The 22652-nt window shown below is 64.4% G+C and carries 18 protein-coding genes; 10 read left to right on the top strand and 8 right to left on the bottom strand.

The window, feature by feature from the left end; genetic code table 11:
- Positions 1 to 110 precede the first annotated feature (110 nt).
- Together ACZ1JC_RS00695 and ACZ1JC_RS00690 are read left to right on the top strand one after the other, a co-directional pair.
- Positions 111 to 455, top strand: coding sequence for a hypothetical protein (locus ACZ1JC_RS00695; protein ID WP_465139823.1), 345 nt, complete (start codon positions 111 to 113; stop codon positions 453 to 455).
- Between the two features lie 215 nt (positions 456 to 670).
- Positions 671 to 3109, top strand: a complete 2439-nt coding sequence (locus ACZ1JC_RS00690) for a hypothetical protein (RefSeq protein WP_465139824.1) — start codon at positions 671 to 673, stop codon at positions 3107 to 3109.
- A 28-nt stretch (positions 3110 to 3137) separates the two neighbouring features.
- Here ACZ1JC_RS00690 and ACZ1JC_RS00685 read toward each other — a convergent pair whose 3' ends face one another.
- Positions 3138 to 5123: an OPT family oligopeptide transporter gene (locus tag ACZ1JC_RS00685; RefSeq protein ID WP_465139825.1), complete on the bottom strand. Its 1986-nt coding sequence runs from the start codon at positions 5121 to 5123 to the stop codon at positions 3138 to 3140.
- Positions 5124 to 5236: 113 nt separating this feature from the next.
- A complete protein-coding gene (locus ACZ1JC_RS00680) occupies positions 5237 to 7570 on the bottom strand; it encodes an arylsulfatase (protein ID WP_465139826.1) in 2334 nt (777 codons plus the stop codon).
- Between the two features lie 97 nt (positions 7571 to 7667).
- On the opposite strand from ACZ1JC_RS00680, the gene ACZ1JC_RS00675 reads away from it, so the two are divergent.
- Entirely contained in the window at positions 7668 to 8549 is an 882-nt protein-coding gene (locus ACZ1JC_RS00675; protein ID WP_465139827.1) for a LysR family transcriptional regulator, read from the top strand.
- Positions 8550 to 8719: 170 nt separating this feature from the next.
- On the top strand, positions 8720 to 10717 hold the full coding sequence (locus ACZ1JC_RS00670; protein WP_465139828.1) for an AsmA family protein: 1998 nt from the start codon (positions 8720 to 8722) through the stop codon (positions 10715 to 10717).
- 3 nt (positions 10718 to 10720) lie between these two features.
- Here ACZ1JC_RS00670 and ACZ1JC_RS00665 read toward each other — a convergent pair whose 3' ends face one another.
- From ACZ1JC_RS00665 to ACZ1JC_RS00645, 5 genes are all read right to left on the bottom strand, one after another.
- Positions 10721 to 12013 carry a glycoside hydrolase family 130 protein gene (locus tag ACZ1JC_RS00665; RefSeq protein WP_465139829.1) on the bottom strand — a complete coding sequence of 431 codons (1293 nt, stop codon included), beginning with the start codon at positions 12011 to 12013 and terminating at the stop codon, positions 10721 to 10723.
- A 208-nt stretch (positions 12014 to 12221) separates the two neighbouring features.
- On the bottom strand, positions 12222 to 12980 hold the full coding sequence (locus ACZ1JC_RS00660) for an enoyl-CoA hydratase-related protein (protein ID WP_465139830.1): 759 nt from the start codon (positions 12978 to 12980) through the stop codon (positions 12222 to 12224).
- 73 nt (positions 12981 to 13053) lie between these two features.
- A complete protein-coding gene (locus ACZ1JC_RS00655; protein ID WP_465139831.1) occupies positions 13054 to 14304 on the bottom strand; it encodes a M24 family metallopeptidase in 1251 nt (416 codons plus the stop codon).
- 117 nt (positions 14305 to 14421) lie between these two features.
- Complete coding sequence (locus ACZ1JC_RS00650) at positions 14422 to 15525, bottom strand: hypothetical protein (RefSeq protein ID WP_465139832.1); 1104 nt, start codon at positions 15523 to 15525, stop codon at positions 14422 to 14424.
- A gap of 103 nt (positions 15526 to 15628) precedes the next feature.
- Positions 15629 to 15991 carry a hypothetical protein gene (locus tag ACZ1JC_RS00645; protein ID WP_465169055.1) on the bottom strand — a complete coding sequence of 121 codons (363 nt, stop codon included), beginning with the start codon at positions 15989 to 15991 and terminating at the stop codon, positions 15629 to 15631.
- A gap of 130 nt (positions 15992 to 16121) precedes the next feature.
- On the opposite strand from ACZ1JC_RS00645, the gene ACZ1JC_RS00640 reads away from it, so the two are divergent.
- From ACZ1JC_RS00640 to trhO, 6 genes are all read left to right on the top strand, one after another.
- Positions 16122 to 17072 carry a patatin-like phospholipase family protein gene (locus ACZ1JC_RS00640; protein WP_465139834.1) on the top strand — a complete coding sequence of 317 codons (951 nt, stop codon included), beginning with the start codon at positions 16122 to 16124 and terminating at the stop codon, positions 17070 to 17072.
- Positions 17073 to 17148: 76 nt separating this feature from the next.
- Complete coding sequence (gene rutB, locus ACZ1JC_RS00635; RefSeq protein ID WP_465139835.1) at positions 17149 to 17883, top strand: pyrimidine utilization protein B; 735 nt, start codon at positions 17149 to 17151, stop codon at positions 17881 to 17883.
- Positions 17883 to 18266, top strand: a complete 384-nt coding sequence (gene rutC, locus ACZ1JC_RS00630) for a pyrimidine utilization protein C (protein ID WP_465139836.1) — start codon at positions 17883 to 17885, stop codon at positions 18264 to 18266. Before rutB ends, rutC begins: the two co-directional genes overlap by 1 nt.
- Positions 18259 to 19041 (top strand): pyrimidine utilization protein D, encoded by a 783-nt coding sequence (rutD, locus tag ACZ1JC_RS00625; protein WP_465139837.1) that lies wholly within the window; start codon positions 18259 to 18261, stop codon positions 19039 to 19041. The genes rutC and rutD overlap by 8 nt, the downstream gene beginning before the upstream one ends.
- 5 nt (positions 19042 to 19046) lie before the next feature.
- Positions 19047 to 20135: a pyrimidine utilization protein A gene (rutA, locus tag ACZ1JC_RS00620; RefSeq protein WP_465139838.1), complete on the top strand. Its 1089-nt coding sequence runs from the start codon at positions 19047 to 19049 to the stop codon at positions 20133 to 20135.
- A 90-nt stretch (positions 20136 to 20225) separates the two neighbouring features.
- The gene (gene trhO, locus ACZ1JC_RS00615) at positions 20226 to 21188 is read left to right on the top strand and encodes an oxygen-dependent tRNA uridine(34) hydroxylase TrhO (protein ID WP_465139839.1); all 963 of its coding nucleotides are present in this window, start codon (positions 20226 to 20228) and stop codon (positions 21186 to 21188) included.
- Between the two features lie 118 nt (positions 21189 to 21306).
- On the opposite strand, the gene ACZ1JC_RS00610 is transcribed toward trhO, so the two are convergent.
- The gene (locus ACZ1JC_RS00610) at positions 21307 to 22524 is read right to left on the bottom strand and encodes an MFS transporter (protein WP_465139840.1); all 1218 of its coding nucleotides are present in this window, start codon (positions 22522 to 22524) and stop codon (positions 21307 to 21309) included.
- Positions 22525 to 22652 lie beyond the last annotated feature (128 nt).

Genomic DNA, 22652 nt, shown 5'->3' with positions numbered 1-22652 from the left:
GCGCGATGGGGACGCTTGCCCGGCTTTGGTGCGGCCAATATAACCGCGCATGATCGTCCGTCACGCGGGCCTTCATGCGAACAAGTCTCTGATTTAAGGGATGCAAGGCAATGAAATCGACGTTTCGCCAGTTCCTGCTTGCCAGCGCCTGCCTGATCGGTAGCGCCGCCGCGCTTCCGGCTTCGGCCGCCCCTGCACCTGCTGCGGCGCCTGCTGCTCCTGCGGCAACGCCTGCTTATTCCTCGGCCACCACGCCGATCGGCGACCTTCTGGACAATCCGGCCACCAAAGCCGTGCTGGTCAAGGACGTTCCCACGCTTGTCGCCAATCCGCAGATCGACATGGCGCGCGGCATGACGCTGAAGCAAGTCCAAGCCTATGCCGGAGACGTGCTTTCCGACAGCGTGCTTGCGAAGGTCGACGCCGATCTCGCGCAGATTCCGGCCGCGAAATAAGACGAAACGGGCCATTTTACCGGGCCATTTACCGGGCCATTCTACCGGACCGGGCCGCTTTCCGGCGATGCGGCCCGGAAATGGCGGCGGAGCATCGATCCGCCTCTCCCGAACCACCGCGCCCTACCCCCGCGAACGCCCGAACCGACGATTTTTTGGGCGATCGCCCCGTCCAGTCAGGCAAGGGTCAGGAAACAGTCGCTTTGCCTGCCTGTATGAACGAAGACGATTCGCTCCGCCCGCGCCGGTCCCGGTTGCTGTCCGCCTCGGCCCTGGCGGTGCTGGCCGGCATGGTGGCGGCCTCTCCCGCCGGCGCCGATCCCGCTCCGTTCGAACTGACCGGCCCCGACCTGACGATCGAGGTGACGCGCGGGCAGCAAACGCTGCCGATCGCGCAAGTGCCCAGCCTTGCCGAGGGAGACAAGCTCTCCATCCATGCCGCCCTGCCCGCCGATCAGGGCCTGAAGTTCCTGCTGGTTTCCGCCTTCCTGCGCGGGGCGACCAATCCGCCGCCAAAGGACTGGATCGCCACGGCCAGCACCTGGAAGGAGAAGGAAAAGGACAAGGCGCTCTCGCTCACGGTGCCCAAAGGCGCGCGTCAGGCGGTGCTGCTGATGGTGCCGGACACAAATGGCGCTGAAGGCGCGCTGATCGATGCGGTGCGCGGCAAGCCGGGCGAATTCGTGCGCGCCGGGCAGGATCTGAACCAGGCCTCGCTCGACCATTCGCGCCTCACCGCGTTCATGGATGCGATCCAGGCACAGGATAACAATGCCCCGGAATACCTGCGCACGGTAGCGCCCGTGCTGGCGCGCAGCCTTTCGATCAAACTCAACGAGGATTGCCTTTCCAAGGTGATCGAAATGCAGGCGTCCTGTCTGCTGGAAAACCGCGAACAGCTGGTCCTCAACGACGTTCATTCCAGTTCGATCGCCGACACGCTGACCGGCGCCCCCACAGATCTTGCCCTGCAGCTTAGCGCCACGCCGCAGGCAGGCGCCGGCTACTACAGCGCCTATATCGGCGTCGCCCGCGACATTGCGCGTATCTTTGGCGCTTTCAGCAACCCGCAATTCGGCTACCTGCCCACGCTGGCCGTGCGGCGCGGCGATACGATGTCTCTGCTGCTCAACACCGCGCCCTCTTTCCAGAAGCCAAAGTCGGTCATGGTCGCGGCGCTTCCGGCCGTGGAAACCGACATTCCGCCGCAACTGCGCAGCACCGCCAAGGCGCCGGTCTGCCTGGCCCGTCCCGGCGCGGTGCTGGGCGTGGAAGGTGCACCGCTGATCTTTTCCACCGCCCTGGCACACGACATGCGGGTCAAGCTTACCAATGCTTCGGGCCAAACGACCGACGTCACCGTGCTGCCGCGCGCCGACAGGGGCGGCTATGCGCTGGCAGGCGATGCGCTGCCCAGCGCGTTTACCGGATCGATGCGCGCACAGCTTCACGGCAATTGGGGCTTTTCACCGTTCGATGGGCCCGACTTCCTGGTCCAGCGGCCGGACGGCGATGCCTGGAAAGTGTCCGGCGATGCAGACGGGCTGGTGATCGGCCGCGACAACGAGGTCGTGCTGGAAGGCAATGCCCCTTCTTGCGTGGACGAGGTTACGGTGAGGCAAGGCAATGGTGTGCCCCGCCCGCTCGAATGGAAAGTGCGGGATGGCAATCACTTGGCAGTCACCGTCCCCAAGGGCGCGACCGGCCCCGGCGAACTGCAGATGGAACTGCGCCTTCTGGGCGCGAAGAACCCTGAAACGATCACCCTGCGTGCCCGCACGGAAGCCAGCCGGATCGACGGTTTCGAAGTTCACGCGGGTGACGGGCAAGGCGTATTGACCGGCCAGCGGCTCGATCAGGTGCAGTCGCTGACGCTGGGCGATATCGAATTCCGCCCGGATGGCCTGACGCGCGAAGGGGCAGTCGATCACTTGCGGCTGACGGCACAAGGCACCGCACGGGTGCCCGCGCAGGGCGCGGCGGACACAGCGAATAAGGCCACAATTCGTCTGGCCGATGGCCGCACGCTCTCCCTGCCCGCCAAGGTCGCCGCGCCCCGTCCGCACGCCGAATTGCTAAGCCGTACGGTCTATCCCGGCCCCGCAGCACCGGGTGCGCGGCCACTGGAACTGGGCGATTTGCTGCCCGACAACGGCGATCTGGTGTTCTCGATCAAGGCCGCGCCCGGCAACCACTTCGATGCCGGAGACGCCATCGAAATCGGCACCGGCGGTGATGCCGCCGCCGCGCGGCTTACGGTAGGCAAGGGCCTGACACTGGAAAGCCAGCAAGTGCTGGTCGCCCGCCTCAAGGCCGCGGACCTGCCCGCCGGAACCTTCGGCCCGCTCCGCTTCCGGCTGCTCGACGGGGAAACCGCAGGAGACTGGACCCCGCTGGCAACGCTTGCACGGCTTCCGCGCATCGAAAACCTGACTTGCGATGCCAAGGGCAAGGCCAAGGAAGCAGCGCCCTGCACGCTTTCCGGGCGCGATCTTTTCCTGATCGACGCGGTTTCGGCAGATGCCGCCTTCGCACAGCCCGTTGCGGTGCCGCCCGGCTTCACCGGCGCAACCTTGCAAGTGCCGCAGCCGGTAGACGGCAAGCTGCATCTGCGCCTGCGCGACGCGCCGGACAATCCGGTCATCCTGCGCTGACGGCCCCGCCTGGCGGGGCCGAAATCGCTTAGGGTTTTGCCGCCAGCTTGCATGTCCGGCGGTAAAGCACCGCGACGAGGATGGCGAACACCGCCGTGCCCAGCACCAACGGCAACTGGCCCAGATCGCCGACCAGCGCCAAGGGGCTGTCGCTGCCCGAAGCCGCCACGATCCCGGCAAAACCGACGCCCCACAGGCTTTCGCCCACGATCAGGCCCGTCGCCGTCAGCACGCCCATGCGCTTGCTGAATTCCGCGTCGCTCTGGCGGTCGGCCCAGCGATCGTAGAACCAGCCGATAACGGCACCCGTCACGGTGGGCAGGATCACACTCATCGGCAGATAAATGCCGATACCGACGGCGAGCGGGGGCAGGCGCAGCCGGCCCATCACGCCCAGCACTTCGTCCAGCACCACGAAGACCACGCCAGCACCCGCGCCCCAAAGGATCATCGTCCAGTTGAGATCGCCCCCAAGCACACCCTTGGCAAGCGCCGAGATCAGCGCAGCCTGCGGCGCCGGCAGCGCTTCCGGACCGGCACCCGGCGCCCCGGCGAAACCGAAGGCGGTATTCAGCAGGTCCAGCACCGGAGGAATCACCAGCGATCCGAAGACCACGCCGATCACCAGCGCCACCTGCTGCTTCCACGGCGTGGCGCCAACCAGTTGGCCGGTCTTCAGGTCCTGCAGATTGTCGTTGGAGATCGTGGCCACGCCGAAAACCACGCCGGTGACGATCAGCGCATAGGCGATCAAGGCCGCCGTTGCATCAGGCGTCTGCTCGCGTCCGAACAGGCCGGCGAGCAGGAGCGATGCGGCCACCACCGAGAGAATGCCAATGCCCGAAACCGGCGAGTTGGATGCGCCGATCAGGCCCGCCATGTAGCCGCAGACAGCCGCGATCAGCAGACCCATGACAAGTACGAACAGCAGCGCGCCGCTTACCAGCAGAACCTGCGAACCTGCCAGTGCTCCGCCCGAAAGTACGCTGGAGAGCAGGATTCCGATCGGAACCAGCATCGCCAGAGTACCGATCAGCACGATGCCGATCGGCAGGTCCTGTTCTTCCAGAGCCAGCGCTTTGCCGGCCTGGCGCGCACGGCTGGCCGCCAGTGCCGAGCGGATGCCGCCCAGCACTGGTCCGGCGATGCGCAGCAGCGTCCAGATCGCCGCCACGGCGATGACGCCGGCGCCGAAGAAGCGCACGTCCGCGCTGAATACGCTGGTCGCCCAGGTTTCCACACTGCCGCCCGGCATCGGGTGCTGCGCCGTCAGCATCGGCAGCAGGACCCACCAGCCGATCACGAGGCCAAGGAACATCGCCATGCCGACGGAGAGGCCGACGAGATGGCCTACGCCCATCAGCGCAAAGGACAGGCCGCCGGAAATCCCGGTCGCGCCCGATCCCGCGCGGAACCATACGGAGGCTTCGGCCACCATCAGACGAGTCTGCGTCAACACCGCGAAACCGGCCGAAGCGACCGCGTTCCACAGCAGGACAGACAGCCCCTTGGCGCTTTCTTCGGCGCCCTGATCGCTCGCGAAGCCGACGCGCAGCACTTCGGCGGCGGCGTGGCCCTCAGGATAAGGCAGCGGCGTATCGACCACCAGCGCACGGCGCAGCGGCACCGAGAACAGCACGCCCAGAATGCCGCCGGTGCCGGTGATCGCCGCCGTGGTCCAATAGGGGAATCCCTGCCACCAGCCGATCATCACCAGACCGGGCAACACGAAGATGATCGCGGCCAGCGTGCCCGCCGCGCTGGCGACGGTCTGGACGATGTTGTTTTCGAGGATCGTGGAATTGCCCAGTGCGCGCAGGATCGCCATCGAGATGACCGCCGCCGGGATCGACGTTGCGAACGTCAGGCCCACTTTCAAGCCAAGATAGACGTTGGCGGCCGTGAAGAACAACGTGATCACGCCGCCCAGCAGCACGCCGCGCACAGTAAGTTCCGCAATCGGCCCCGCGGGCGTTTGGCCGCGGGCGGCCTTGGTATTATCGATCCCAGTCATCTTCACTTCGCTTCAAACCCGGCCTTGCGCCGCGCCCCTGATGGCACGGGCCATCCAGTCAGGCCAGTGAAACGATTGCCGAAATGGAATTTGCCGGGCCCGCTCGGCGTGATTCAATCGAAATCGAGCGTCACATGCGGAATGTCGCCCTCGATCCGGCCTTGCTGCGTGGCGTATGCCGTAACCGGCACGCCCAGATCGCGCCCAACATCCATCGTCTCGCCATTGCCGGCCGCCATCAGCATGGAGCTTGGCACACGTATGGAGGCCAATTGCGCCGCGTCCGCACTCAAGGTGACCGTCGCCGGCCCTCCCGGCATGTCCACCGCAAAGCGCATGGTCAGCTTGGTCGCCCCTTGCGGCAGCGCCTTGTCCGCCACCACGCGGGTGATCTCGTCCGGATCGGTTGAGCGCGCCGCAACGAAAGCCGGCCTTCCCTTGTCGAGATAGAGGCTCCAGCCGCCAAACCGGCTTCCATATGCAAACACCGCCCCCGATGCCGCACCGCTTTCCAGCACGAGATCGGCATTCAGCGTAAAACTGCGCGCGATCGGCACGGGTTCGGTGTTCGAAGGCAGGCTGACATCCTTGCCCCAGAAGTCGAAATGCTTGCGCCCGCTGCCACGCATCATGGCCGCGCCGCGCGCCATGCCGAAGCGATGATCGAGCGGGAAGACGTTGTTGCGCGCGGCCTCCTGGTTCCACAGGTCCATCATCGCCTGAAGCCGTGCCGGCTCCTTGGCGGCCAGATCGGTAGACTGCGAAAAATCCTTGTCGAGATTGTAGAGCGACCATTCCATCGGTGGCCGCGTGCCCCCCGGCGGCAGGTTCTGCCATGCCATGCGGCCATCGTCGCCCGAGAGGAACCAGCCGTCATGGTAGAGCCCCACCTTGCCGCCGATCTCGAAATACTGGGTGCGGGGTTTCGCGGCATCGCAAGTGGCAAGGCTGGCCAGCAGGCTCTGCCCGTCAAGCGACTTCTGGCGAATGCCATAGACCACTTCCGGCGCCGGCAGATGCGCGGCGTCGAGCACGGTCGGTGCGATATCGACAAGGTGGGAGAATTGCCCGCAAACCGCGCCGGGATGCGCGACATGGCCCTTCCAGCTGAGGATCATGCCATTGCGGATACCGCCCAGGTACGATGCATATTGCTTGGTCCAGCGCAGCGGCGTGTTCATCGCCCAGGACCATCCGGCGGGATAGCTTTCATACGTCATCGGGCCGCCAAGCCGGTCGATATTGGCCTCCATCCAGGCCTCGCTCTCGTCATGCTTACCCATGGAACGCAGCTCGTTAATGGTCCCACGCGGTCCGGCTTCGGCGCTGGCGCCATTGTCCCCGATCACCAGCGCGACGATGGTGTTGTCGAGCTGCCCCATGCGTTGCAATTCGGCGATCACGCGGCCGATCTGCTCGTCCTGATAGGCCAGTTGGGCGGCGGCGACTTCCATCGTGCGCGCAGCGAAGGCCTTCTGGCCGGAGGTCAGGCTATCCCAGGCAGGAATTTCGGCGGGGCGCGGCGTCAGTTTCGTGTCTTTGGGGATGATCCCCATCGCCAGCTGACGGCGCCAGGTCTGTTCGCGCTGCACGTCCCAGCCCCGATCGAACCTGCCCTTGAACCGGGCGATATATTCGGGCGGGGCCTGATGCGGCGCATGGGTGGATCCCGGCGCCATGTAGACGAGGAAGGGCTTGTCCGGCGCGGCGGCCTTCTGGTTATGGATCCAGCGAATGGCATCGTCGGCCAGCCGGCTGTCAAGCAGGCGCCCGTCCCCATCGTCGCGCTCAACTCGCTGCGTACCCCGATAGAGGATCGGCGAATATTGATCGCTGTCGCCGCTGACGAAGCCGTAGAAATAATCGAAACCAAGTCCCGTCGGCCAACCGTCGAAAGGGCCCGCCTCGCTGCGTTCATTGGATGGCAGGTTGTGATGCTTGCCGAACATCGCGGTGCTATAGCCGTTCAGGCGCAGCACCTGCGCAATCGTGGCGGTTTCCGGCAGTATCCGCCCGCCATAGCCGGGGAATGGCGAAGGCACGTCGCTCAGCCAGCCGACACCAGCGGCGTGGTGGTTCCGCCCGGTCAGCAATGCCGCGCGGCTGGGCGAACAGATTCCGGTGGTGTTGAAGCGGTCATATCGCTGCCCTTGCGCGGCCAGCGCCTCGAAATTCGGGGTGGGCACCGGGCCGCCGAACGCGCTCGACATCGCAAAGCCGACATCGTCGCTCATCATCAGGAACACATTGGGGGCGCCTTGCGGTGCCTGGACCTGCGATTGCGCCATGCCCCTCGCATCGAGCGCGTTCTCTGCCACGGTGCCACCGAACGGTTGCGCGGGGACGGGCAGGATGTTTCGGGATACCTGATCCTGAGCCCCGCTGGCCGTCGCCACTGCCGATGCCGTGGCCGCCGCTGCCAGCAGCCATCCGAACTTGCGCGTCATCGTCATGATCCCCCTGCCTTCGCAGACAAGATAGCTCTCGCGAAATCATAACGTCCAATGCATATATGAGCATCATTACATGCATACTGGGAATGGAATGGACCTCACCCGCCTGCGGCATATCCTGGCCGTTGCCCGCAACCAGAGCTTCTCGCGAGCGGCAGAGGAACAGGGCATCACCCAGCCTGCACTCAGTCGCAGCGTGGCCGCATTCGAAGCACGATACGGCGTCTCCCTGTTTGACCGCGGCCGTGGCGGCGCTCTCTTGACCCCGGCAGGCCGCCATGTGGTGCAACAGGCTGCCCGGCTCCTTGATGCCGCCGGTGATCTGGAACGCAGCCTGAAGCGCTATCCCCTGGGGGAACCGGCGCAGGTCTCCATCGGCCTGGGGCCGCTGATGGCAGGTCTGTACCTGCCGCGCATTGCCGGTTCGCTGCTCAAGGCATGGCCGGCGATCCGCATCCGCACACAGGTTCGTGCGCCGGACCAGCTTGTTGCCGAATTGCTGAACGACCGCATTGAGATGGTGCTTGGCAACAACTGGAACCTCGGCCGTGTCCCGGGCACCGAAGTGGAACGACTTGGCCGGATCGCAGTAGCCTACATGGTACGATCCGGCCATCCGCTGGCGAACCGGGGCAGCGTGAGCACGACCGAACTTGAAGACTACCCGATAGCCAGCGCCGTGGACCTGCATGCATCCGGCGCGCAAGTCGGAAGCGGACAAGCAGGCAGCTTCGTCTGCGACAATTTCCATATCCTGCGTGAAACCGTTCTGCGCAGCGATTGCGTATGGGTCTCATCACCGCTGTTCCTCGCGAACGACTTGCGCAAGGGCCGGATCGCCCAACTGACCGTGAACGGTTTCGCACCGGCGTATAGCGACATTTGCGTGGTCACGCGGCGCGGTCGCACCCGGTCACCCGCCGCGCTGGCCGTGGCGGCAGAACTCAAGGCTCTTCTGAGTGAAGACAGCTAACACGCCGGCATTTTCGACCAATCGTTCGTAAATACGGGCAGATTGGGAAACAAATTGCCCCGATTGAATGCTTTCCAGTCGTTATGGACGCGACCTCGGGCATACACGGTGCGAAGGAACGCCAGGGTGGCCTCTGGCCTCGACCGGCGGGCTTCGGTTCGCCGCGTGGCTTGCGCATAGCGCGCAACATAGCGCTGGCGATAGTCGCTTCTGTCTTCGCTGTCTGGCTGGTTCTGTTCGTCACCAAAGGGCGCTTTCTAAAGCATCCGTTCGAACGCATTGCCTCGTCCATGGCAGATCGCCAGATTTCCGTCGACGGTGATTTCCAGCTCTATTTCGCGCCCTTGCGCATCAAGTTCGTCGCCGAGGGTTTGCAGGTGGCCAACCCGCCGTGGGCAAGCCAACCGGACCTTTTTTCGGCAAAGCGCATCGATGCGCGGATCGCACCGCTTTCGCTCATCTTCGGGCGGCGCCACATCTACACGCTGGACCTCGACCAGGGCTTTGCCGATCTGGAATGGGACGCGCGCCACCAGGGCAATACCTGGACCTTCGGCACGCCGGGCAAAGGCGGTCCGCTGGAATTGCCACGCATCGATCGCGCCACCATTACCGGCACGAAAGTGCGCTACCTCGATCCCCGCATGCAGATCGTGGCCAATCTGCAGGTTGATCCGATCACGTCAACCAATGCCAAAATCGGCAAGGCCATCGCCATGCGGGGCGACGGCACGCTGCGCGACACGCCCTTTCGCGTCTCCGCGCGCCTGCTTTCGCCGGATGAAACGATCGGCAACGGTGAAAACGCGTTGCAACTGCGGGCATGGGCCGCGAATAACGTGATCGACGTTTCCGGCAAACTCCCGTCCATCTCCGATATCGAAAATGTGCCGCTCCATGTCCGCTCTGAAGGGCGCGACCTGTCGGATCTGCTGGGCATCATCGATGTCGTGATCCCGCATACCCGCCGCTATACCCTGACGGCGCAATTGGTGAAGGACGCAGAACGTTACCGCTTCACCGGAATGTCCGGCCGCTTCGGCAATTCGGATCTGGCCGGGACGCTCACCGTGACGAACGGCGAACGCCTGCGGCTGGATTCCGAGTTGAAGACGCGGCGACTGGATATTGTCGATGCCGCACCCTTCATTGGCTACAACCCCGATATCGTCGCCGCCCAGGGCGCCGTTGCTGCCGCGGCGGCAACCGGCGCCGGCCCGCGCAGGGTCATGCCCGACGCGCGCCTTCCGGTTGACGCAATGCAGCGCTTCGATGCCACCCTGAAATGGCAGATCGGCGTAGTGCGGTCGCGCAACGTGCCGGTGCAGGACATCGCCCTCAAACTCACGCTCGATCGCGGCCGGCTGGCGCTTTCACCGCTGACATTCTCTATGGCGCGCGGCACGGTTTCGTCGGACCTGATCTTCGACACGCGGCGGCGCCCTTCCGCCGTCAGCTACGACATCCGCCTCTCGCAGACGCCGATGGGTCGCCTGCTCGCGGGCTACGGCGTGGCACAATCGGGAACCACGGGCTCGATCAAGGGCCGCATTCAGTTGGAAGGGCGCGGTGACACCATCCATGACTCACTCGCCAGTTCCTACGGCCGCATCGCCTTCGTGATGCCGCGCGGCACATTGTGGACGCAGAATGCGCAACTGGCCGAACTCGATATCGGCACGTTCGTCACCAAGATGTTCGAGGGCAAGCTGAAGAAGCCGATCGAGATCAATTGCGGCTTGCTCGGCTTCACCGTGCGCAATGGCATCGCCGCGGCCGATCCTATCCTGATCGACACCAGCAAGAACGTCGTCACCGGGCGCGGTGGCTTCAGCTTCGACACCGAGGCGGTAGACTTGGCCTTCCGGGCCGATGGCAAGAAGTTCAGCCTGTTCTCCGGCCAGTCCCCGGTCGGCCTGCGCGGCCACTTCGCCGACCCGTCGCTCGACGTGATCAGCCCGCAACTGATCGGTCGGGCCGGCGTTGGACTTGGGCTGGCGGTAGTCGCCACGCCCGTCGCCGGCCTGCTGGCCTTCGTGGACATTGGCGATGCGAAGTCCGCCGCCTGCGGCCCCGTGCTGGCGGGCGCCGGCGCCGCCGCCCAGCGCACCGCTTCCGGCAAGCCACGCAAGGACGTGGGCAATGGTAGAGCCGGTAAAATAGATTAGGCTCTAAGCTGGCTCCATCACACCCAGCAAATCGCCCAGATCGGCGACGGCGAACCCGGTGAACTGATCCCCGATGCCATAGGGCAGCAGCACGCGCCGCCGGTGGACCAGCGCCCCGCAACTGTAGGTGACGTTCGGTACGTATCCGCCATGCTGTTCGGCACTGGGAAACACCAACGGCGCGCGGGTGCGGAGAAGCACTTTCGAAGGATTGTCGCGGTCCAGCAGGCAGGCGCCGATGCAATAACCGCGCACCATGCCCACACCATGCGTGAAGACCAGCCAGCCCTCATCGATCTCGATCGGCGATCCGCAATTGCCCAGTTGCACGAACTCCCACGGATAGCGCGGGGCCATGATGGGACGGCCGCAATCCCACCGATAGAGATCGTCCGACCGGAGAAGCCAGATGTTCTCGCCATCCTGACGGCCCAGCATGACGAACTGGCCATCGATCTTGCGTGGGAACAGCGCCATGCCCTTGTACCCGCTCATCGCGCCCTCCAGCGTGCGCATTTCGAACGTTCGCAGGTCTATGCCGCGCAAGAGCCCTTGCCGCGCGGTGCGGCCGTCGAAGGCAGTATAGGTTCCAAGCAGCGTCTCGCGGCCGTCATCGCCCTCGAAAAGCACCATGCGCAAATCCTCCACGCCTTGCCGCTGATCGGGAAGGATCGGGAAGATCACCGTTTCCGACACATTCTCGCTATCGTCGCATTGCAGGCGAACCCAGCCTTCGTCGTCGCTCTGGATGTCGGGGGTCATGCAGTGCGGGCTGGCGGGGTCGATCGTCAGGCCCGATCCGCAATCCCATGTGCCGGTGCGGAAGGTGACGGAGGATACATGCCCTTCCCCAATGCCCCGCAGCGAAAGGAGGAAGCGCACATGGTCCTTGCCGGCGCGATCCCGGCCATCCCTTTCAGGCAGGGCCACGATGCTGGGATTGAACAAGGCCGCCGCCTCGAACGCGAATTCCTGGCTGAAATAGGCGCCCAGCAGCAGACGGTCACTCTTCGAAAGGCCGCTTGTGTCGATCTCTTCCGCAAGGCTTTCCACCTGCCGCAGAAACGTTCGTTCCGCATTGCGATGGCGGGCGCGCATCGGGCCCATGACGAAGGCCAGCATCCGTTCCCGGACGTCCGCATCGAGTGCCTCCAGCCGGTCGACGACCGCCTGCGCACGCGTTGGACCCTGCGCGAAGGCTTCGGGATAAGCGAAACGGAACGGCCTTATCACCGTGCGCGCGGGATCCGGCTGCAATTCCGGCTCCAGCTTCGTGAACACGTCCGCAGTTTGCATCGCCGGCGCCTTTGCTTCGATCGGAGAGGCCCGCCGCGCGGCAGGGTTCCCGACGATCAACGCAGCAGACGCGGCATGGTTCGGCGCTATACCGATGCAGGCACCTTAGAGCGGTTTCCGATCCGATTGCATCGGATCAACTGCTCTAAGTTTGTGGTTTTCCGCGTTTTCCGAGTCATCAGGTGATTCCACCTGATTAGAAAACGCTCTAATCGCGGCGAAAGACGGGCGGGCGCTTCTCGAAGAATGCGGTGAAGGCCTCTCGCGCTTCGGCCGATTGCATCGCCGTGCGGAAAACGCGGGCTTCCTCTTCGATCCGGGCAACAACTGCCGCCGGATCACCCTTCATCAGCCGGCGCGTCGCCAACAGCGCCTGCGGCGGTTTCGCCATCAGCACCCCGGCCTTGGCGCGCGCATGGGCAAGCAACTCCCCACCCGGCACCAGCGCGGTGACGAGGCCCGCAGCATCCGCCGCTTCCGCCGCCATCGGCTCACCCAGCAGCAGCATTGCGGCCGCCTTGGCATAGCCCAGCGTGGCAGGCGCCAGCAGGCTGGATCCCGCCTCCGGCACGATGCCCAGATTGACGAACGGCATTACGAACCGTGCATCGGGCGCCGCATAGACGAGGTCGCAATGGAACAGCATCGTCGTCCCGACACCGACGGCCAGACCCTGCACGGCAGCGACGATCGGCTTGTCGAACAGAGCGATGGCGCGGATGAACGCGAATGCGGCCGCAGCCCCTTCCGGGCCGGAGATGAAATCGGCCAGGTCGTTGCCCGCGCAGAAAGCGTCGCCCTTGCCCGCGATCAGCACGGCGCCGATGTCGCTGCGCGTCGACGCGGTTTCCAGCGCCGCAATCATGGTGCCATACATCGCGGCGGTCAGCGCGTTCTTCTTTTCGGCACGATCGATATGGATTTCGAGAATGCCCTCGTTCTCGACGATCTCGATGCCTGTGCTCACGCCATACTCTCCATTTTATTTCCGTCCCGCCGTTCGCACGCGGCACGGGACGGAGCAAGAGGATATGCCGCCCTTACACAGGCTGATCGATGGACTTGGCCAAGGGCGTGAACAGCTTGGGCCCGGATGCGGTCATGTACCAGCAATCCTCCAGCCGGATGCCGAATTCGCCCGGAATGTAGAGGCCCGGCTCGTCGGAAAAGCACATCCCCGCCTCCAGCGGCGTGTCGGCGCCGTGCACCAGATAGGGCGATTCATGCCCGTCCAGACCGATGCCATGCCCCGTGCGGTGCGACAGGCCGGGAAGACGATAGCCGGGGCCCCAGCCCTCGCGAGTGTAGAACCTGCGAACCGCATCGTCGATCGCGCCGACCGGCACGCCGACCTTGGCCGTCTCCAGCGCGATATCCTGCCCGCGCCGGACCGTGTCCCACACCTTTCGCTGGCGAGCGGAGGGTTCGCCGTAGACCCAGCTGCGCGATATGTCCGACTGGTAGCCGAAGACTTGCGCGCCGCAATCCATCAGGATCACCGATCCCTCACGCACCGTCTGCGGCTGATGCGATCCGTGCGGATAGGCGCTCGCCTCGTTCAGCAGGACCAGCGAGAATTCCGGCGGCCCGCCCATCGCGGCGGAGGTCTTGTCCATCAGGTCGGCAATGTCGCCCTGCGTCATCCCGGCGCGGACCTGGCCGTGAACATACTTCAGCGCGGCCATGGTGATGTCGTTCGCGCGCTGCATCAGCGCCAGTTCCGCGGGAGACTTGATCTGGCGGCACTGGTTGACCAGCGCCTCTCCCGAGACGACTTCCCACTTGCCCGGCTCGTGCTGCAGGGCATCGACGATGAAGAAGCGCGCAGTCGGCTCAATCGCGACCTTGCGGCCGGCAACCTTGCGATCCACCAATACGCCGGCCATGCGCGCTTCGGGATCCTCATCCTCGTTCCACGCGCGCACTTCGGCCGAGATGCGCAGGGTTTCGCGCACGCTCGGCTCCTCGAAGGCAGGCGTAACGATCACCGTGTCGCCATCCGCCGGGATGACCGCCGCCGTGACGCGCTCGGAACGGTGCCATTCGACACCGGTAAAGTAGCGCAGGCTGGATCCGGACTCGACGATCAGTGCGCCAATTCCGGCCTTGCGCATCAGCCCCTGAACTTTGGCGATGCGCGCGGCGTGCTCCTCGCGAGAGATCGGCTGAACCGGGGGCCCGGCCGGTGCAACGATCGCCCCCGTCCCCGTCCCTGCCGCATGGAGGCGCGAGGTCACTGCAATACCGGCCGTGGCCATCGCGCCGGCCAGAAAACCCCGCTTCGAAATCATGAAGAATCCCCCTGAACCGCAACCCGAAAACGCCCGTGGCGAGCGCGCCTTTGATCGGCCCCTTCGATGCCGCAAACCCATCCGGGAGACAAGCAGGCGTCTGCGCCTTTAACGGCGTTATTTTCCGCGTTGGTACCGCCCCCGACCGAACGCAATCGGGACCAGCCCATTCCCGTCGATGTGCAGTGTCATCGTGACGAAGGGCGCCGCATCCAGCGACGCGGCATCGATGGAGAATCGCAGCACGCCCCGCGTGACGGGCGCAAACGTGAACGACGCATCCCTGTCCGGGGCGAAATTGGCCTGCAATTGCGCCCCGACCACCGCGATGGGCGGCGCGCCGTCCAACAGGTCCATCCCGTCGCCGCCCGTCGTGGTCACTTCCGCCTCGCGGCCGTCCGCCAACCGCAGCGTGACGTGAATGTCGCGCGCGAACCGGCCTGTGGCAGGATCGACCACGCCGACGGCGATACCGCCCCGCCACGCCTGCGGACCATCCGGTACTTGCGGACGCGCCGGCAGATCGCACGCTGGGGGTAAGGCGGGTGCGCGCAATGCCGGCGGCGGCAGTCCGGCGGCAACCGCTTCGGCCTTCGCGCTGTCGTGCGCGGCCGTCCACTCGGCCATCGCGCGTTCGATCTCGCTGGCGGTGGCCCCGTCGATCGTCGTCAAGGCCATCGCCCGCCGGGCAAGCGCTTCCACGGCCGTTCGCGCGGCAACCGCACGGTCAAATGCCAGTGATGCCGCATCGCGCCCTTCGGCGGAAGCGGGGGCGGGAACGGGCTCGACAACCGGGGCGACGGCATCCTCGGGTTCCAGAAACGGACAGCGCGCGCGAACTGCATCCACGCTTTCCTCATAGCGTGCGTTCAGAAGGCGGGTCTCCGCCGCCACCGACCATGGATCGGCCCCCAGCCAGCCGAAAAGCGGCCTGTCCTTCGCTGGATGAGACGCGGCCAGAATGATGTCATCCCCCTCACGCCGCCAGGTTCCGTCGGCGAACTGGTCGAGTGCGCCGTATGACAGATACCATTCGAACGTTCCGTCCGGCCGCAGCAAAAGCTCCGATCCGGTTTCCATGATGCCGGTCAGGTAATAGTGCCCGGCGAATGCCCCATCAGCCGCCGAAGCGGCACCCTCTTGCCGGGCGGAGATCGGAACCGCGATGAAGGCCATGGCGATGGCAGTGAACGCGCCAAGCAAGCGAACACACGCACCCATATCGGTCTCTCCCCAACCGCAAGTCGGCCCGGACACCTGAACTTAGAGATCGTTCGGAAGTTCGCCAAAAGCGAATTTCGCGGCAACGCCCGCCACGATCGCCTCAGAACACGAAAGAAAGCTGATCGGGGTGTGCCGCGCGTCGCCGAGCGCCGCGTTCACGCACGTTATCCTGATCCACGGTTCCGAAAACCACCTTGATCATGGTCAGCGCCCGCGAATTGACCTGGCGCGACGCCTCAAGCCGGCGCACGGCACGGGCAGGATCGCGATAGCCAATGGCCTTGCCCAATTCTGCTTCGGTCAACCCGCGATTCTTGCGGGCGAGAGCCAGTTCGGCCCCGGTCATGAGGATCTCCGTGGACACCTTGTACAGCGCTCGCCCCCGGACGGCGAACACCTGCCAAGCCGAAAAGCGGATGATTTTCCTAGCGCTGGCGAATCCTCGGCGCCAGCCGAATGGCAAGCTGTCCACAGGCTATGCACAGCTTGCGGACAATGCGGCGGCGGGCGTAGGTCCGCTTCGGGACGCCCCGGAGAGTTGACGAGCGGACGAACAAGGAAGAGCCTTTCAATACCGTATCCGGAGAAAAGCGATGGCATCGAGACTTGCTATTGTCCTGAGTGGCGGCGGCGCCAAAGGCGCGTTTCAGGTTGGAGTTCTCGATGGCCTGATAACCAAGCACGGCGTCACACCTTCGATCGTTGTCGGAACCTCCACAGGCGCAATCCAGGCGTTGGGGGTGGCACAGAACGACGTCGCCGGCCTTTTGAATGTATGGCTTGGCCTCAAGGGCGATGACGATATCTACAAGAAGCGCGGCGGGATCGCGGGCGCTGTCCTGTTCGGTGAAAAGGCCATTTACGACGCCGCTCCGCTGCGGCGCCTGCTCAAGCAATTCGCAGACCCGGCCAAGCTGGCCGCCTCCGCCGTCGATCTTCGTCTCGGCGTCGTCAGCCTGCAGTCGGGCGAATTCCGGACGATCGACAAGAGCGTGCCGGACATCCACAACTGGGTCTACGCCAGCTGCGCCATGCCGGTGTTCTTCGATCCGCTGCAGACCAGCGACAGGCAGCAATGGGTGGACGGCGGCGTTCGCGACGTAACGCCCCTGGGTGCGGCGCTGGAGCTTAACCCTACGGGCGTCATCGTCATCCGCGCATCGCCGCTGGGCAAATCGTCTTCCACGAAAAACTTCGGCGGCCTGATCGATGTCGGGCTGCGGGCCGTAGACCTTCTGCAGTCAGAGGTCTCGCGCAACGATCTGGCAAATACGTCGCTAATCAACGACATGCTTGCTGCCCGTGACCAGATGTTCACGGCGCTGCAGGCGAATGGCACCTCGGCCAGCGACGCGGCAAGGCTGCTGCTTCCACTGGACAAGCAAATCTCTCACTACCGCTTCGCGCAAGTTCGGGTGATCGAGCCCCGAGAGGAATATTCGGATACGCTGGAATTCAATCCCGCCAAGATCAGGAAGGCCATAGATGCCGGGCGCGCGGCGGTGGAGGAACAGTGGCCGGCCATCCAATCGCTGGTCACGTGACGCGGTCGGTCCACTGGGGAGTAGCGTTCCGACAGGTCCTCTTGACCATTCGCTGCAACTGCACAATCCTGCGCCGGTGAGCGAAGCAATCGTCGATCCCGTCCCCTCGCGTTCCGGCCCATCGGTGGTGCTGCCGGCGCGGCCCGAAGCGATCCGGCTCGATGCCGCGACAACGGCTGTGATCGTCGTCGACATGCAGAACGCCTATGCCAGCAAGGGCGGCTATGTGGACGAAGCCGGCTTCGACGTCGGCCCGGCGGCCAGCGTTATCCCGAAGATTTCAGAGGCCCTCGATGTGGCGCGGACGGCGGGAATGCCGGTTATTTTCCTGCAAAACGGCTGGGATTCCGGCTATGTCGAAGCGGGCACGCCGCTTTCGCCCAATTGGCACAAGTCCAATGCGCTCAAGACGATGCGGGCCCGGCCAGAGCTTGCCGGAAAGTTCCTGGCCCGTGGCGGCTGGGACTATGAGCTTGTAGAGACCCTGAGCGTACATGAAGGCGACCTGCGCGTGCACAAGCCGCGCTATTCGGCGTTCTTCAACTCGCAACTCGATTCCGTACTGCGGGCACGCGGCATCCGGACGCTGATCTTCACCGGCATCGCCACCAACGTCTGCGTGGAATCGACCCTGCGTGATGGCTTCCACCTCGAATACTTCGGCGTGTTGCTGGAGGACGCGGTACATCACCTGGGCCCGGATTTGATCCGCGAAGCCAGCCTTTACAATGTCGAGAAGTTCTTCGGCTGGGTGAGCAGCGTGGCCGATTTCCGCACTGCCGTCGGTCAACTGCCATCAAAGGAAGCGTGATGCCCTTCGAACCGATCAATCCGCCGCAGTTCCCCACGCCCATCGCCCCCTATTCCGCCGGAGCCAAGGCCGGCAACGTGGTCTACGTCTCCGGCGTACTTGCGCTTGGCGAGGGCGGCGCAGTGCTGCATGTCGGCGATGCCGCCGCGCAGACCCGCCACGTGCTGGATGTGATCAAGACCACGGTCGAGGCGGCTGGCGGCACCATGGCGGATATCGCCATGAACCACATCTTCCTGAAGGACCTGAACGATTACGCCGCCTTCAATGCGGTCTATGCCGAGTACTTTCCCGGCGACAAGCCGGCGCGCTATTGCATCAAGTGCGAACTGGTGAAACCGGATTGCCTGGTCGAAATCGCCTCGGTCGCCCATCTTGCCTGAGACCGGCGGGCTCTATTACGAAATTCACGGCAGTGCGGATGCTCCTGCACTGATCCTGTCGAGCGGCCTGGGCGGCTCGGCCGGCTACTGGACGCCGAACCTCGCGCCGCTGGCCGAGCATTTCCGCGTTCTCACCTACGACCATCGCGGCACCGGCCGCAGCGACCGTACGCTGCCTGAGACGACCTCGGTCGAAGACATGGCGAGCGATGTGGTCGCGCTGATGGATGGCTTGGGCATTGAGCGCGCGCATTTCATCGGCCACGCCCTCGGCGGCGCCATCGGCATCGAAACCGCCATCCGTACCGGCCGGATCGATCGGCTGATCGTCATCAACGGCTGGAGGACGCTGTCCCCGCATACCCGGCGCTGCTTCGCCGCCCGCCTTGCGCTGTTGCACGGAGCGGGTGAGCGCGCCTTTCTCGAAGCGCAGCCGCTGTTCCTCTATCCTCCCGACTGGATCGCCGCGCACGATGGCGAACTGACGGTAGACCTCGATCATCACCTTGCAACCTTCCCCGGCACGGCCACCACCGCCAAGCGCATTGCCGCCGTGCAAGCCTACAGGCCCGATCCGACAGGCCTCGCCGCGCTCGAACATTTGCTCGCCATCGCCACGCGCGACGATTTCCTCGTGCCATTCGCCACCGCGCTCGATCTCGCCGAGCCGGTGGAGCGCGCCGATGTCGCCACATTCGACTGGGGTGGCCACGCTTGCAACGTGACCGATCCGGAAGCCTTCAATCGCCTTGTTCTCGAATTCCTAAGGAGCTGAAGCTCATGCAAGTCGGCGTTTTCGTTCCCATCAACAACAACGGCTGGCTGATCAGCGAGAACGCCCCGCAATACTTGCCCAGTTTCGATCTCAACAAGGAAATCGCCCAGCGCGCCGAGAAATACGGGCTCGATTTCCTGCTCTCGATGATCAAGCTGCGCGGTTTCGGCGGCAAGACGCGGTTCTGGGAATATGGCCTGGAAAGCTTCACGCTGATGGCCGGGCTGGCGGCAGTGACGGAGAAGATCAAGATCTTCGCCACCTGCCCCACGCTGATCATCCCGCCCGCCTTCGCCGCGCGGATGTGCAACACGATCGACAGCATCAGCCATGGCCGCTTCGGGCTGAACCTCATCACCGGCTGGCAGCCGCCTGAATATACGCAGATGGGCCTCTGGCCGGGCGATGAACACTTCCGAAACCGCTACGAAGTCCTGGGCGAATATGCACAAGTGCTGCGGGAGCTGTGGGAAAACGGCCGCTCGGATTTCAAGGGCAAGTACTACCAGATGGAGGATTGCCTCGTCCGTCCGCAGCCCGAAGCCGACATGAAGATCATCTGCGCCGGCTCCTCCGACGCGGGCCTCGCCTTCTCGGCCAAGTGGGCGGACTATGCCTTCTGCCTTGGCAAAGGCGTCAACACGCCGACGGCTTTCGCCTTCAACAACGACCGTCTTGCGAAATTCACGGCGGAAACCGGGCGCGACGTTTCGGTCTTCGTGCTGGTCATGGTGATCGCCGCCGAGACGGACGAGGAAGCGATGGCCAAGTGGCAAAGCTACAACGACGGCGTCGATATCGAGGCGATCGCCTGGCTGGCCGACCAGGGCGCCAAGGATACCGTGAACACCGATACCAATGTGCGCCAGCTCGCCGCACCGGAGGCGGCGGTGAACATCAACATGGGCACGCTGGTCGGCAGCTACGAAAGCATTGCGCGCATGCTGGACGAGATGGCCGAAGTGCCCAACACCGGCGGCGTACTGCTCACCTTCGACGACTTTCTGGAAGGCGTGGAGGCTTTCGGCACGCGCATTCAGCCGCTGATGAAGAGCCGGCGAGAACAATGCGCCAGTGTAGCTTCCCAGTCCTGAGCGCAAAAACCGGTTTCGCATAAGCGGGGCACTCCGCCATATATCGCAAGCCTGCTGACGAAGGCCGCGCTTCCCGCTATGGGGCCCGCCATGGATACGCCCCGCCCCACCCTCTCCGAACCCTGGCAGGTTGCCGCTCTGTACCGTTTCGCCCGTTTCGACGATTGCGCCGCCTTGCGCGAACCGATCGAGCAGCTTTGCCGCGAACAGGGCATTCGCGGCACGCTGCTGCTGGCACATGAAGGGATCAACGGCACGATCGCGGGATCGCCGCAGGGCATCGCCACTGTCGTCGATTACCTGCGCAGTCTGCCCGATTGCGCGGAGCTGGACGTCAAACTGTCCACCGCCGCCGACATGCCGTTCCATCGTATGAAAGTGCGGCTGAAGCGCGAGATCGTGACCATGGGGGAGCCCGATATCGATCCCCGCGCCAGTGTCGGCACTTACGTCGATGCGCAGGACTGGAACGCGTTGATCAGCGATCCGGACACGATCGTGATCGACACGCGCAACGACTATGAAGTGGCCGTTGGCACATTCGAAGGCGCGATCGATCCGAAGACGGCCAGTTTCCGCGATTTCCCCGAATGGTTCCGGCGGGAGCGCGAACGGTTGCTGGACAGTGGCAAGCCGACAAAAGTCGCGATGTTCTGCACCGGCGGAATCCGCTGCGAAAAATCCACCGCTTTCCTCAAGCAGGAAGGGGTGGAAGATGTCTACCACCTCAAGGGCGGAATCCTGAAATATCTGGAGACGGTGCCCGAAACCCAGAGCCTGTGGCGCGGCGAATGCTTCGTGTTCGACCAGCGGGTAACGATCGGGCATGGTCTGGTCGAAGGCACTTATGCCCTGTGCCATGCCTGCCGCCGCCCGGTTGACCAGGACGACCGCCTTTCACCGCTCTACGAAGAAGGCGTCAGTTGCCCCGCGTGCCATTCGGAGCGCAGCGACGCGCAGCGGGCTTCGTACCGCGAGCGGCATCGCCAGGAAACGCTCGCAGCGGCACGGGGTGTTGCCCATGTCGGCGCCGTTCGCGATCAGGCGGACTGATCGGCCGCCAATCCCATTCATCGCAGCCTGATGGTGGATCCGGCGCCAACGGATCCACCACTCAAAGGGTAGGGTTTGCCGCGTTTCCGGGGCAAACCCTAGCCAATTGGCGAAAGCCTCAGGCTTTCTCCAACCGCGGCAGGAACGCCGTCAGCAGGCCGATTGCCGGCAGGAAAGCGCAGACCTGATAGACCGTCTCGATGCTGGTGTGGTCGGCCAGCCAGCCCAGTGCCGCCGCGCCAAGGCCGCCCATCCCGAACGAGAAGCCGAAGAACAGCCCGGAAATCATCCCGACTTTGCCGGGTACCAGTTCCTGCGCGAAGACGACGATGGCGGGAAACGCCGAAGCCAGGATGAGGCCGATCGCCACGGTCAGCGGACCGGTCCAGAACAGGTTTGCATGGGGCAGCAGCAGGGTGAACGGCAGAGCGCCCAGGATCGAAAACCAGATTACGTATTTGCGTCCGAAACGATCGCCCAGCGGACCGCCCATTACCGTGCCGACCGCCACCGCCGCGAGGAAGGCGAACAGGTGCAACTGCGCATTCTGCACCGACAGCCCGAAGCGGTGGATCAGGTAGAATGTGAAGTAGCTCGTCAGGCTGGCCAGATAGACGTATTTGGAAAAGATCAGCGACAGCAGGATGGCGATGCCGCGCCCCGCCTGTCCCTTCGGAAGGGAGGCCGACAGGTTCGCCTTGCGCCCTGCGGCAAGGCGTTCGAGGCCGTGGCTGCGATACCACGCCGCAACGTTCCACAGCACCGCGCCAGACAGCAGCGCCAGCATGGCGAAGAACGCCAGGCTCGATTGCCCCCAGCGTACGACCACGAGCGCGGCGGCGAGCGGCCCCAGGGCCTGACCGGCATTGCCGCCGACCTGGAACAGCGATTGGGCAAGACCATGCCGCCCACCTGCCGCCATCCGCGCCACGCGCGAGGATTCCGGATGGAACACGGAAGAGCCCATGCCCAGCAACGACGCGCCGACAAGGACCAGCCAATAGCTGTGCGCGGCGGAAAGCACGGTCAGCCCGGCAAGCGAGAACAACGTCCCGACCGGCAGCGCCATCGGCGTCGGCCGCTTGTCTGCATAAAGGCCGATCAGCGGCTGCAGGATGGAAGCGGTGATCTGATAGGCCAGCGTCACCAGCCCGATCTGACCGAAGCTAAGCTTCAGGTCGGCTTTCAGGCCGGGATAGATTGCCGGTAGCAAGGATTGCATCATGTCATTGAGAAGATGACAGAAACTGATGGCGATAATGACGCCGAACACGGTTCCGTTCACCGTTCCCGTCGCGGCGCCAGTCATCGGCGTGCTGGACCTGCTGGCAGCCATTCTGCGTGTCTCCTTTGCATGGCTTGGCTTCTCGAATTGCCCCTATGCGCTTTGAAAGCGTCCCGCTTTGTCGTATGGGTCAATCAATTATGCAAATGGGACATTCCCCTCCACACCGCCAGCCCGAT

It is taken from the genome of Sphingomonas sp. BL-S-28 (assembly GCF_055521515.1).
This window is presented reverse-complemented; position numbering and strand designations above follow the sequence as displayed.